This window comes from Bradyrhizobium sp. YR681 (assembly GCF_000282615.1).
Taxonomy (GTDB): Bacteria; Pseudomonadota; Alphaproteobacteria; order Rhizobiales; family Xanthobacteraceae; genus Bradyrhizobium.
Genome location: NZ_AKIY01000313.1, coordinates 1 through 10,650, shown reverse-complemented (window position 1 = coordinate 10,650; position 10,650 = coordinate 1). Strand labels below are relative to the sequence as shown.

The window sequence follows — 10,650 nt, the reverse complement described above, 5'->3', positions numbered from 1 at the left end:
GCAGCAAGGCCGTTTGCAATTTTCCAAAGAGGATCTGCATCAAGCTTCAGTGCATCCGGATTCAGGAGGAAGTTCGTTGCAGAAGTTTTTTTTTTAATGATACGGCGACCACCGAGATCTACACTCTTTCCCCGTTGCGGGCGACGATCGTCTGCACGCCGAGAATGAAATTGGCGAGCGGGATGGTCGGATCGGTCGCGGTATGTGCGCCGGACCCGCCGTGGCCGCCGGTGCCGCGGAAGGTGACGATCCAGGTGTCGCTTGCGGCAAGCGCCGGGCCTTGCCGGATGCCAAACTCGCCTGCGGGCAGGCCGGGCTGGTTGTGCATGCCGTAGACGGCGTCCGTCGGGAAGCGCTCGAACAAACCTTCCTCCAGCATCACGCGGGCGCCCCCGAGACCTTCCTCCGCTGGCTGAAAGATGAAGTGCACGGTGCCGCCGAAATCCCGGTGCTCCGCGAGGTAGCGCGCGGCGCCGAGCAGCATCGCCGTATGCCCGTCGTGACCGCAGGCGTGCATCTTGCCGGGAAAGGTCGAGCGATGCGCAAACTCGCTCTCCTCCTCGATGCGAAGCGCGTCCATGTCGGCGCGTAGCGCGATGGCGCGCTGTCCGGGCCTGTTGCCCTTCAGCGAGCCGACGACCCCGGTCCCGGCGATCCCTTCATGCGTCTCGATCCCCCAGTCGCGCAGCTTGCCGGCAACCAGTGCCGCGGTTCGCACCTCCTCGAACGCGATTTCGGGATGGGCGTGAATGTCGCGTCGGATGGCGATCAACTCGTCCTCGAAAGCTTTGATGGCGGACAGGATCGAGTTGCTGATCATGATCTGGGTAATTCCGGATTTGGGTGAGGTTGGGCGAGGCGCAGGGCGCTAGACCCGATTAGCTGCAAGCACCCGCACGGGGAAGATGCGCCCGCGCACAGGAGGCAGGCGTGGAATGCGTTCCTCGCGGACGCGAGCGCTTCACGTGCAGATGGCGTTCCGAACTCAAAAAAGTTGCGGCCAGGCTTTGAGAAAACCTGGCTGCGCTGACGCGCTGGCCACGGCAACGTCCACCAATGCCGAATTGCTGAGCCTTCCGATCGGCGCAGCCCCCGGCAATCGGGCGGCTCCTAGTCACGATCCCCGGAAACCGGCTTTCTCCGCCGCGAGGCCGACATGATCTTCGGCGCCGCGGGAGGTCGCGCGGAGCTTGTCACAATTTCGGGCCTGTCATCGGAGGCGTGACTTCTGAGCGTCTCCAGGACCAGAAAGAATTTCTCGGCCAGCATGAGTCAAGCTCGCTTACGCGTTCATTTCGATTTCGGGAACCGCGAGATTCGCCATCAATTCGATCACTTACGTCTACGGCGGAGGTTTAATTCGGAACGCCAAGCCTGATTATGACAACCCTTCGTCGTTATTTGCGTGCGGAATGACCCGTGTGGACGATGATGTGTCGCGACGTAAGTGACTATTCCTCACGAGCCGCAGCGGCTATATGGTGGCGCTCTGTCATCGAACTGTCATGTCATCGGAAATGTTAAAGTCAGACGCTGCGGCGGCTCGCAAATCCCTGAGCGCACCGGACGGGAACCCTGTCCCGAAGGACAGCAAAAGGACGCAGCTCGTCGCCGGCTTTCTCAGACACATTGCATCTGCCAAGTCCGGCGCGGAGCGCGGGATCGTCGCGGGCGCCATGATCGATCAGACGCCATCGCAAGACGCGGCGCCTGCGTTGGGGCCAACTCCGTCCGCGCGCCCCGCCGGCGAGATCGAGCTCAAGCTGCTCGTCGATGCCGATCGGACGGCGCACTTCAACGCCGCGCCTGTCATCGCGGCCAATGCGCGCAACAAGGGCGCGCGAAAGCATCTCAAGTCCGTGTACTACGACACGCCCGAGCGGACGCTTCGCCGTCATGGCCTCAGCCTGCGCGTTCGCCAGAGCGGGACGCGCTTCGTGCAAACCGTCAAGACCGATGCGGCAGACGATCCGCTGCGCCGCGGCGAATGGGAGGCGAGCGTGCCCTCGCTGGCGCCCGATCTCGCTCTGGCGATGCCTTTCATTCCGGAGAAGCTGCGCAGCCATCTCGACGCGCGGCCGCTCGAAGCGGTCTTCACGGCCGACATTCATCGTCACGCGCGGATGGTTGACCTGCCGTCCGGCACGGTGGAAATCGCCTTCGATCAGGGCGTGCTGACGGCCGGCGACCGTTCGTTGCCGGTGAGCGAGATCGAGCTGGAGCTCAAGAGCGGCAGTGCGAGCACGATCTACGAGATCGCGCTGCGGCTGGCCGAGCACGGAGCGGTAAAGCCGTCCATCCGCAGCAAGTCGGTGCGCGGCTTCGATCTTGCGGCCGACACGCCGCCATCGGTGCGCCGCCCGCGAAAACTTCGCCTCGATGCGTCGGTGACGCTCGACGAAGCCTTCGCGACGATCCTGCGGTCCTGCTTCCTCCATCTGCTTCAGTCGCTGCCCGCCGCCGAGGACGGCCGCAATCCGGAAGGCGTCCATCAGCTTCGTGTTGCGCTGCGCCGGCTGCGTTCGGCACTCGACCTGATGCGATCGGTCGGCGCGCTCAGCAATCTCGACGCGCTGCGATCGGAAGCCAGATGGCTGGCGCAGGATCTGTCCGCTGCGCGCGACTGGGACGTGTTCCAGCTCGAGACCTTGCCGATGATCGCAAAAGCCTGCCCGTCGGTCGCAGGCTTCGACGTCTTGGGCCAGGCTGCGGCCCGGCGCCAGTCCGATGCCTATCGCAAGGCGCATCACGCGCTCGACGACCGTCGCTGCGCCGTGTTCCTGATCGGCCTCGGAAACTGGATCGAGACGCGCGGGTGGCGCAACGACGTGGCGGCGGAAGATCTCGGCCAGCTGGCCGAGCCCGCGGTCAAGTTCGCCCAGCGCGTCCTGTCGGAGCAATATGCGAAAGTGCTCAAGCGGGGCCGCCGCTTCAAGTCGCTCACGACCGACGAGCTGCACCGGGTGCGGCTCGCCACTAAGCGGCTGCGTTATCTCGGCGAGTTTCTGCTGCCGCTGTTCGCGGACCGCAAATCCGCCAGAAAATTCTCGCGCCGGCTCGCTGCCCTGCAGGAGGAGCTTGGCGCCTTCAACGACATGGCGGTCACGTCATCATTGCTCGACGGGCTCGGTACCGAACCCGACTGCGCCGTCGCTGCGGCGGCCATCGCCGGCTGGCAGGCGCGCGCAGCGGTTGGCGTGCAGCCTGCCTTGCAAAGCACGTGGCGCGATTTCAGCGCCGCGCGCGTGCCGTGGTCTCGCCAGAGCTTGCAGGACTGATCGCGCATCCCCCAAAAAGTTGCGGCCAGCCATTGGGGGAGATCGGTCTGCGCGCTGTATATACAAGCAAATTTCAGTCGTTGACCGCTTTTCCCCGTCCTGTCCCCAACGCCGGCAGGCTGTCGACGCGGTCCCACTCCGCGCTCGGCACCACATGGGCGTAGCGCGCGGCGCTGCGCTCGTCGCGCCAGTTGCGGGTTGCGACAAGGCCTCTTGTGTCGGCGCCGCCGTACATCCGCATCCACGTCGCCCAGGTGTGGCGGAAGACGTGGAAGGTGACGAAGCCAAGCCGGAACTGCGGTTTCTTCCAGCCGGTCGGCCGGCGCTTGGGGCATTCAAGCCCGCAGGCGGCCATTGTGGCGCGCAGCAGCAGGTGCTTGAAGTGGCCACCCTCGTTGAATTTGAAGAGCCGTACGCGGCCCGGGTGGGCTTCCAGATGGGTTTGCAGCCGCGCTGCGACGTCGCCCCGCAGCTTCAGCATGCGCGGATCGCCGTTCTTCGTCGTCGGCAGCCATAGCGCCAGATCCTCCGGCCTGGTGTCGGACGCCAGCGCCTTGAGGCCTTCGCTCTTGCGGATGCCGTTGTAGAGCAGCACCAGGAGGTAGAGCTCGAACTCAGGGTCGATCCTTGCGGCCTCGGTCAGGATCAGCGCGGCGTCCTCCGGCCACATGAAATCCTTGCGTTGGCGGCCCTTCGCGCCTTTCGGACGCCGAAAGACGGGCGCCTTGTCGCCGAGCGCGTGGCGGATGATGGTGATGGCGGGCGCATAGACCGCGCGGTTTCTGTAGTCGGGTGCGCCCTGCGGAAGCAGGGTCGAGGCGGCCTCATCGAGCGCGCCCTGGTCGATTTCCTCGATCGGGGTCTCACGGAAGTGTTTCAGCAGCATCGGCACGTAGCGCCGCTCGCCGCCATCCTGCATGTAGGCGTTTGCCGCCGTCAGGAAGGTCGGCCGCCCGGGATCAGGCTTAGCTTGTGGGGCTGGGTATTGGCCGTGCCGTTCGATGCACTCTTCGATCTCGACGAGCTTGTCGCGAGCGACGGATCGTTTGTGAGTGCCGCTGCTAACTTCCACGCGGCATCCGAGGTAGGTTCCCCGGATTTCAAAATTGGGCGTCTTGCCTTTCCGCGGCGGCCTGAGCCTGAGCGGCATGTCAACCCCTCCCGTAACGCACACTCGATGCGGGCGATGTCCTCGGAGCGGAACACCTTATCCCGCCCCATCGGCGTGTAATAGGGTTCCCCGGACTTATCCCGGGGGTGCGCCCGGAGCCATGTGGCCAGCCAGCGCGGGGAGGGAGCCTTCAGCTCGGCGGCGGCTTCTGACAGGGTGAAGCGCTGGGTCATCTCGATCTTTCCGACATCATGCCTGCGCCAATTGGCGCACCCTGCGACGACGCGAGACCAGGATCCGCAAGGCGCGCCATTCGGCCCGTCAACTCTTCAGCGCCAGCGGGGCACCGCCATCCGGATTGCCGCGCTCGATGCACATCGCCGCCGGCGAGCCGCAGGCCGAGTGAGGTGCAATCGCGCGGATGAAGCGCGCGCCGATCGGCGGGGAGCAATCCACATAGGTGCCGGGCCGCACCTTCTCGCGCCCCTTCGCGGAGGCCTTCGTCATTGCCGCGATGAAGGCCTCGTTTGAGGCGACCGCGGCATCGTGCTGCGCCTTCTCTGACAGCGAAAGGTATTTGTCGAAGTCGATACGCTCGAGTGCGTCGGGTCTGATCTGGCTCATGCTTTCTCCCCTGGGTGAAGTGTCCTTTCCGAGATCGCCACGATCGCCACGGCCCGCATCGCGACCAGGTCGCCGCGCTGGGCATAGAGCCGCTGAGCGATCAGCAGCGGGTTGATGCCGAGCGCGCGCCAGAACGCCTCTTCGTTCCGCTTGTGCTGGGCATGGCGAGCGTTCAGATGATCGTCGCGGCAGAGCGGCAGCGCCCATTGGTCGTGCGGCTTCTTCTGCAGGCCGCTCGACTTGCCGAAGGCGGCCGAGGCAAGGCGCACATGCGCGGCCTCTCCGCACGGCTCGACGCCGCAATACAGGCACGGGCACTGGCGGACCAGGGCGAGGTAATCGGGATCATCGGCCAGCTCGGGCTTGACCTTGCGAATTTGCGCAATTTCGCAAACCGGCTTGAGGAGGGCGCCAGGTGCTGCCGGCGGAGTGATGCGCTGGGGGCGGGGGAGGGTCATCGCGGAAGCACCAAAATAGATTGATTGTTGTTGCCGCAGACCGCCTGAAAGTCAGGGCTTGCGGTCGTGATGGCGATCGCGACCTTCATGCATTCATCATGGTCCATCGGCCCAAACTGCTGAATCTGCATTTTTACCGCGGCGCCGCCGGAGCCGCCGCGGCTGTGGGGTATGCCGAAGACAATCGTCAGATAGACCAATCCTTCAATCATCGCTGATCACCTTCGCGATCAGCTGCTGATGCGCCTCGTAGCGGGCCGCCTCCGCCAGCATCATCACGTCGATCGCGTTGTAGCCGGCGGCGTGCAGGGTGCGGTGCGTGTCGGCGGGATCGACGACACCGTCATCGGCCAGCAGCACGGCGGCCATCTGCAACGTCATCGCGGCGCGGCGCTCCTCGACACCCATCAGCGGGCCGTCGAGCAGAAAGCATTTGGCGGGGGATGTACTCATGACGCCATCTCCCGCCCGAATTCGCGGTAGGTCTCGGGGCAGGCAGGCCGCACCCTCTTTCCGTTGGAGAGGTCGAGGATCACGCCGTCGACGTGAACGCCAAAAAACACGTCGACGATCCGGTAATTGTTGCCGTTGCCGCGGAGATGGTAGTGATCGTCCGCGACCATGCGGGCGTCGAACCACTGATTTGGAGGTGTCTGGCCCCAATATTTGCTGCCGCGCCGGATCCGCGCGACGAGTTGTTGTTGCTCGCTCATCGCCAGAACACCTTGGCGCAATGCGGGCAGACGACCTCGCCGCAGGACGATACAGCGCCGTGACCGGCCGGGTTGACGCAGTCGCTTTCGATCAGGAACACGTCCTGCTCGGCGAGAATCCGCGCAATTTCCTGTTCGCCGACGAAGGTCTTGATGACGTCGATCGCTTGCACGCGACTGAGAGCGGCGGGTTGGCGTTGACGATGGAAGCCCATGTTAATTCTTCCGCGTTGAAATGAGGGACGACATTGGCGGGCGGCGCCTGCCGGGGCTGGCCAAATCAGCCGCCGCCCGCTTTGGGCCCGGCGCCTTTGCTGTCGGCGCCGTCCCGTCGTGGACTCCGCTACCCGGCCGCCGCCGCGAACTCGGGCAGGGAGTCATCCAGAATGGCGGGCATGGCGTCCGCCTTGATCGCGGTGTGGTACTTCGAGGGGTTGCCAGTCAGCGCCAGGTGCAGCTTGTCGTAACCGATGCGCAGATCAGGCAGCGGCATCACCTTCTCGATCTCGGTCCAGGTCGCGTCGAAATGGTCGAGGAGGGCACGGAGCTTGTTCTTCTTGTCGTCCGCCGATTGGCTCGGATAGGTGAGCTGGAGCAGCGTCTGGATTTCGTCGATGACGATCTCGCGCTGCACGGGGGTCCAGTCTTTGCGATCGGTCGCGATCGTGTGCTCGGAGGTGCGGGACGTGTCGACGCCGACGTGACGGCCCCCCAGGTTGAGACGCTGGATGTGCGGGGCAAACGCCACCCAGGTCTGATCGATCAGCGTCTTGAGCGGGAGCCGCTCGCCGTTGTCAAAGGTCGAGCAGAACTTGAAGGTCTTGCCGTCGATCAGGTTGGCGCGATCCTTGACGACGTGCGCCTCGCGCCAGACGTTGGCGACGGCCTTGCCTTCGACCTTCTGCACGACCTCCATCTGCACCAGCAGCGAGGGCTCGAAACCAAACTCGCCTTCGGCCTTCATCTTGACGCCGGTCTTTGCGAGCGTCTTGGAGCCGTCCTCCTCCTCGAAATAATCGTATTCGAAGCCGGCCCGGCCGCAGATCAGCATGTGCAAGGGTGCGTTGACGAAGCGGTCGGTGAACTTGGCCCATTCGCCTTTCAGATAGGCCCAATCCTGAAACTGCAGACGGTAGGTCGAGCGCTTCAATTCCTTGGCGCGCTTCTGCTGGTAGCTGTCGCAAAGCTCCTTCCAGAAGTGAGTAGCGCTGTCGACGACCAGCACGGAGCATTCCTTGGCGGCCTCGTCGATCACGGCCGTGAGGTCGGCAAACGAGCGCGACTTCATCACGGCGAGCTCGATGCCGGCTTCCTTGAAGTCGGGCAGCACCCAGTCCGAGCCGGTCTCGCTGTCCAGGAACGCTGCGGGCTTGTCGGCATAGGGCGAGTTGAGCTTGCGCAGGTGCTGGATCAGCCCGATCGCGGTCAGCGCCGCGGTTTTGGTTTTGCCGGCACCCTGGAAGCCCATGAAACCAGCCTTGAGAAAGGCGCTGGTGACCTCGGCGGGTCGCAGGAGGCGAAGATTAGACATCGTGTTGGTGCTCCGTGGGGAAGGTGCAGCCTCGGCGGCGGCTGCGGCCGTTGGAGTGGTTTCGGTCGTGGTGACGCGGGTACGCGGCTTGCGCCGCGGCTTGTCACCGCTGGCGCGCATCTCGAAGTCGACGATCCGGGCCTCGCCCGCCGCGACGTAGGCGGCGTCGACTTTCGGGGCCGGGGTGACGATCGCGGTCTCGCTGCGCAGGCGCTCTGCGAGCTGATCGGCGAAGCTGTTGTGGTTGGTGCGGTCCTGCATGGCTGGTTCCTCAGTTCATGATCGCTTTGGGAAGGGAGACATGCGCGGCGCCTTCGAGCGCCGTGTTCGCCATGTCGAGGATTGCCGAGATCGGCGGAGTGCCAAGATGGGCATAAGCGCCAGTGAAGCGGATCACATGCTGCTCGCGTTCCGGCAGGCCGGCCGCAACCGCACGAAGGGCGCCGGCGAGCAACTGGATCAGCACAAAGTCCGGCTCGCGCATGGCGGCAAATGCGATGTTCTCCGCGGGCCTGGTGTCGCCATGCAGGGCCCGCAAGGCGGTAAAGCCCTCTTGCGCTCGTCGCAGCACATCGGGATTGCCCTTCTCGAAGGCGCCACATTCGCAGTCGGAGATCAGGTCGCGGATCGCGCGCATCGGCTCGGCGGCGCCGTTGAACTGTTCGGCCATCGCTCACGCCCTCCGCGCAAAGCTGCGGCGACGCGAGGCGGCCTCGTTGGCGCATTCCAGCTCGTAGGTCGCGTTGCCGTCGACGGCGCCAAGGAAGGCGCCCTGAAACTGGCGCATATCGACGTCGACCGAGACGTGATCGGCGACGCCCGAGCCAACGGCATAGAGCCACTGGTCGAACACGTTGGCGGCGTCACGCAGGTGATCGGAGACCTCGCCGATCGCGGCGGGGACGGGGAGCGCAAGCAGGCGCTGGATCAGCGCGCTGCGCGCGGCTTCGAAGGGGTTGGGGGTGGTGGAGGTGTCTGCGGCGGCGGACATTGGGCGGCTCCGTTGAATGAAGCCACCCTAGTTCGCATTCTGAGAACCGTCAACATTAAAATTCGCAAGGTGAGAACTTTTTGTTCTCAGGATTAGGATACCTTCCGCTGCTTGCGGGTGTCCTTATCCTTCTTCTGGTCGGCGCCGATCTTGGGTGCCGGGCCCATCTTGACCACCAGGTCGTGACCGGGCTGGCCGACGTCGCCATTGAGCAGCCAGTCGATCGAAACGCCGTATCGATCACGGATCCTCTTGGCTGTTTCGAGGGTTAACGGCCGCTTTGCCCGCTCGAAGGCATTCAAGGTGTTCTTGGCGATATTCAGGGCGTCGGCAAACTCAGTCTGAAGGAGCCCGTAGTGCTCCCTGATCGCGATGAGCCTCCTGGCGATGTCCTGATCGCTATCCATGGTGGATATCTCACCACGCGCATTGCGAAAAGTCGTTTCGCAAATTGCGCCCGGTTGACAGGTTCGCGAATTGAGAACTAAAACTGACGCCATGGTCGAATCAGTCTGGACATGGGGAGCTATCATTGACGCGCTCGGCGGCACTGGTGCCGTTGCCGAGGCGCTCGGTGATTCAACGTCCACGGTCAGCGGCTGGCGCACCCGTCCGCGCGGCATTCCGTCCGACCGCTGGCGTTCCCTGGTCAAGCTCGCCTCCGATATCGGGCATGCCGAGGTCACGCTAGAGGTGCTCGCCGAAGTCGCGGCGCGACGTAATGAAAATGAAATTGTGGAGCGCGCATGACGATGATGTTTGCGCGGAAAACGCACGACTGTGCCCATTGCCAGCCCCGCCCGAGCTTTGTTGCTTATTCTTCCTATGCTGCATCTGAGCTGGGACGGGCGCAAGTGACACTTTCGCACAAGTGTCAAATTTGTGGCTGCTCGTCTCAAGGTGGCACAGGTCGCAACGTCGTGTTGTGGCACAAATTGCGTATAGCTGCCGAAGTAAATGGTTTTGCGTTGCGTGGGGTTGTTGCGTCATGTCCGAATCAAGCCAGCGGGGAGCCGCGTCCGCAAGCGCTTCTGAAGAACAATCGTGCAAGTTTGGAACAGTTGTTCGGGCGCTCTGGCCGGTCAAGCCTGCGCTCAACCTGGCACAGCGCACGGGCCTTACCGAGCGCGGGGCGCAATACCTCATCGATGGCAAGCGCAAGCCGAACGCTCGCGCGGCGCTCGCCGTCTATGCCGAGATCATCAGTTGAGGTTTTCGCGCGCGGCTAGTGCGGCGCGCGGCTGAAACGTTTTGTGTCTTTGCGTTCTGCGCGGCCGTCAGGGGCGGGCCCGCGCAGCATCACGGTAACCCTGCATGTCACTGACCTGACGCCGTCCGCGAGCTTCGCGGCGAACGAGTTTTGCTGTCCCAAAACCAGAGAGGCCACCATGGAAACCGAAGCCGTCACCCCCAAGGATTGGGGCATCAATGTCGAGATCGCCAAGAAGGTCCTTGCCGTCGTCGATGCCGGCCTTGTGCATGGCATGGGCAAGCCTGTGCCGGGCCAGATGTGCGTGGAGGCGGCGGTCTGCTACGCCATGGACCTGCCGCATGGCGATGATCCGGCCTGCGTGTCGCGCGGGTTGCGGCGGCTGAAGATCCGTATCAACGATGCCCGCTGGTCCAGCAATGAAGCCCGCACCAAAGGCCTGCGCCGCCTGGCGCTCGCCCAGCTCGGCAGCCGCGACGTGCTCGACGATCGTGAGTTCGCAAAGCGCGTTGCAGCCCTCGCCATCCGCGTCTCGGTGCCGGTGGCACTGCGTGCCGCCGCCTCGATCCACAAGGATCCTGCGCATCAGCAGGCGCTGCGTGATGCAGCGAACAAGTGCGAGAGCGACCCCACCGAGAAGAGCGCGCGCGAAGCGCGCACAATATCGGTAGCCGCAAGGAAGGCCGCCGCCGAGTCAGACCGGAGTGCGCTTCGCGCACGCTCTTCGGCTTTTG

General features: G+C 64.2%; 16 protein-coding genes. 4 read left to right on the top strand and 12 right to left on the bottom strand.

Annotated elements, in window-relative coordinates:
• Nucleotides 1–118: 118 nt before the first annotated feature.
• Nucleotides 119–820 (bottom strand): amidohydrolase, encoded by a 702-nt coding sequence (locus tag PMI42_RS40790; RefSeq protein ID WP_008143559.1) that lies wholly within the window; start codon nucleotides 818–820, stop codon nucleotides 119–121.
• A 697-nt stretch (nucleotides 821–1,517) separates the two neighbouring features.
• On the opposite strand from PMI42_RS40790, the gene PMI42_RS33835 reads away from it, so the two are divergent.
• Nucleotides 1,518–3,278, top strand: coding sequence for a CYTH and CHAD domain-containing protein (locus tag PMI42_RS33835; protein WP_008143558.1), 1,761 nt, complete (start codon nucleotides 1,518–1,520; stop codon nucleotides 3,276–3,278).
• Nucleotides 3,279–3,351: 73 nt separating this feature from the next.
• Here the strand turns inward: PMI42_RS33835 and PMI42_RS37630 are convergent, their stop codons facing one another.
• From PMI42_RS37630 to PMI42_RS39515, 11 genes are all read right to left on the bottom strand, one after another.
• Entirely contained in the window at nucleotides 3,352–4,428 is a 1,077-nt protein-coding gene (locus PMI42_RS37630; RefSeq protein ID WP_008143556.1) for a tyrosine-type recombinase/integrase, read from the bottom strand.
• A gap of 282 nt (nucleotides 4,429–4,710) precedes the next feature.
• Nucleotides 4,711–5,013: a hypothetical protein gene (locus tag PMI42_RS33825; protein WP_008143553.1), complete on the bottom strand. Its 303-nt coding sequence runs from the start codon at nucleotides 5,011–5,013 to the stop codon at nucleotides 4,711–4,713.
• Nucleotides 5,010–5,471 (bottom strand): DUF968 domain-containing protein, encoded by a 462-nt coding sequence (locus PMI42_RS37625; RefSeq protein WP_008143552.1) that lies wholly within the window; start codon nucleotides 5,469–5,471, stop codon nucleotides 5,010–5,012. The genes PMI42_RS33825 and PMI42_RS37625 overlap by 4 nt, the downstream gene beginning before the upstream one ends.
• Nucleotides 5,468–5,683, bottom strand: a complete 216-nt coding sequence (locus PMI42_RS33815) for a hypothetical protein (RefSeq protein WP_008143550.1) — start codon at nucleotides 5,681–5,683, stop codon at nucleotides 5,468–5,470. The genes PMI42_RS37625 and PMI42_RS33815 overlap by 4 nt, the downstream gene beginning before the upstream one ends.
• Nucleotides 5,676–5,924 (bottom strand): hypothetical protein, encoded by a 249-nt coding sequence (locus PMI42_RS33810; RefSeq protein ID WP_008143548.1) that lies wholly within the window; start codon nucleotides 5,922–5,924, stop codon nucleotides 5,676–5,678. Before PMI42_RS33810 ends, PMI42_RS33815 begins: the two co-directional genes overlap by 8 nt.
• Complete coding sequence (locus PMI42_RS33805; RefSeq protein WP_008143546.1) at nucleotides 5,921–6,184, bottom strand: hypothetical protein; 264 nt, start codon at nucleotides 6,182–6,184, stop codon at nucleotides 5,921–5,923. The genes PMI42_RS33810 and PMI42_RS33805 overlap by 4 nt, the downstream gene beginning before the upstream one ends.
• Nucleotides 6,181–6,399, bottom strand: a complete 219-nt coding sequence (locus PMI42_RS37620) for a hypothetical protein (RefSeq protein WP_008143539.1) — start codon at nucleotides 6,397–6,399, stop codon at nucleotides 6,181–6,183. The genes PMI42_RS33805 and PMI42_RS37620 overlap by 4 nt, the downstream gene beginning before the upstream one ends.
• 128 nt (nucleotides 6,400–6,527) lie before the next feature.
• On the bottom strand, nucleotides 6,528–7,976 hold the full coding sequence (locus PMI42_RS33800) for an AAA family ATPase (RefSeq protein ID WP_008143538.1): 1,449 nt from the start codon (nucleotides 7,974–7,976) through the stop codon (nucleotides 6,528–6,530).
• A gap of 10 nt (nucleotides 7,977–7,986) precedes the next feature.
• Entirely contained in the window at nucleotides 7,987–8,385 is a 399-nt protein-coding gene (locus PMI42_RS33795) for a hypothetical protein (RefSeq protein ID WP_008143537.1), read from the bottom strand.
• A gap of 3 nt (nucleotides 8,386–8,388) precedes the next feature.
• Nucleotides 8,389–8,706 carry a hypothetical protein gene (locus tag PMI42_RS33790; protein ID WP_008143536.1) on the bottom strand — a complete coding sequence of 106 codons (318 nt, stop codon included), beginning with the start codon at nucleotides 8,704–8,706 and terminating at the stop codon, nucleotides 8,389–8,391.
• Nucleotides 8,707–8,798: 92 nt separating this feature from the next.
• On the bottom strand, nucleotides 8,799–9,113 hold the full coding sequence (locus PMI42_RS39515) for a helix-turn-helix domain-containing protein (RefSeq protein ID WP_008143535.1): 315 nt from the start codon (nucleotides 9,111–9,113) through the stop codon (nucleotides 8,799–8,801).
• A 91-nt stretch (nucleotides 9,114–9,204) separates the two neighbouring features.
• Here PMI42_RS39515 and PMI42_RS39510 point away from each other — a divergent pair, with 91 nt between their 5' ends.
• The 3 genes from PMI42_RS39510 to PMI42_RS33770 form a co-directional block, all read left to right on the top strand.
• On the top strand, nucleotides 9,205–9,456 hold the full coding sequence (locus tag PMI42_RS39510) for a carph-isopro domain-containing protein (RefSeq protein WP_008143533.1): 252 nt from the start codon (nucleotides 9,205–9,207) through the stop codon (nucleotides 9,454–9,456).
• Nucleotides 9,457–9,694: 238 nt separating this feature from the next.
• Nucleotides 9,695–9,916: a hypothetical protein gene (locus PMI42_RS33775; RefSeq protein ID WP_035967407.1), complete on the top strand. Its 222-nt coding sequence runs from the start codon at nucleotides 9,695–9,697 to the stop codon at nucleotides 9,914–9,916.
• A gap of 178 nt (nucleotides 9,917–10,094) precedes the next feature.
• Nucleotides 10,095–10,650: hypothetical protein (locus PMI42_RS33770; RefSeq protein WP_008143532.1), on the top strand; the 556-nt coding region annotated here is incomplete at its 3' end.

Bases quoted from the DNA above. Each gene is read 5' to 3' on its own strand.
- PMI42_RS37630 (WP_008143556.1), bottom strand. From the start codon at position 4,428: ATGCCGCTCAGGCTCAGGCCGCCGCGGAAAGGCAAGACGCCCAATTTT.
- PMI42_RS33790 (WP_008143536.1), bottom strand. From the start codon at position 8,706: ATGTCCGCCGCCGCAGACACCTCCACCACCCCCAACCCCTTCGAAGCC.
- PMI42_RS33815 (WP_008143550.1), bottom strand. From the start codon at position 5,683: ATGATTGAAGGATTGGTCTATCTGACGATTGTCTTCGGCATACCCCAC.
- PMI42_RS33825 (WP_008143553.1), bottom strand. From the start codon at position 5,013: ATGAGCCAGATCAGACCCGACGCACTCGAGCGTATCGACTTCGACAAA.
- PMI42_RS33800 (WP_008143538.1), bottom strand. From the start codon at position 7,976: ATGCAGGACCGCACCAACCACAACAGCTTCGCCGATCAGCTCGCAGAG.
- PMI42_RS33805 (WP_008143546.1), bottom strand. From the start codon at position 6,184: ATGAGCGAGCAACAACAACTCGTCGCGCGGATCCGGCGCGGCAGCAAA.
- PMI42_RS39510 (WP_008143533.1), top strand. From the start codon at position 9,205: ATGGTCGAATCAGTCTGGACATGGGGAGCTATCATTGACGCGCTCGGC.
- PMI42_RS37620 (WP_008143539.1), bottom strand. From the start codon at position 6,399: ATGGGCTTCCATCGTCAACGCCAACCCGCCGCTCTCAGTCGCGTGCAA.
- PMI42_RS39515 (WP_008143535.1), bottom strand. From the start codon at position 9,113: ATGGATAGCGATCAGGACATCGCCAGGAGGCTCATCGCGATCAGGGAG.
- PMI42_RS33775 (WP_035967407.1), top strand. From the start codon at position 9,695: ATGTCCGAATCAAGCCAGCGGGGAGCCGCGTCCGCAAGCGCTTCTGAA.
- PMI42_RS33810 (WP_008143548.1), bottom strand. From the start codon at position 5,924: ATGAGTACATCCCCCGCCAAATGCTTTCTGCTCGACGGCCCGCTGATG.
- PMI42_RS33835 (WP_008143558.1), top strand. From the start codon at position 1,518: ATGTTAAAGTCAGACGCTGCGGCGGCTCGCAAATCCCTGAGCGCACCG.
- PMI42_RS33795 (WP_008143537.1), bottom strand. From the start codon at position 8,385: ATGGCCGAACAGTTCAACGGCGCCGCCGAGCCGATGCGCGCGATCCGC.
- PMI42_RS40790 (WP_008143559.1), bottom strand. From the start codon at position 820: ATGATCAGCAACTCGATCCTGTCCGCCATCAAAGCTTTCGAGGACGAG.
- PMI42_RS37625 (WP_008143552.1), bottom strand. From the start codon at position 5,471: ATGACCCTCCCCCGCCCCCAGCGCATCACTCCGCCGGCAGCACCTGGC.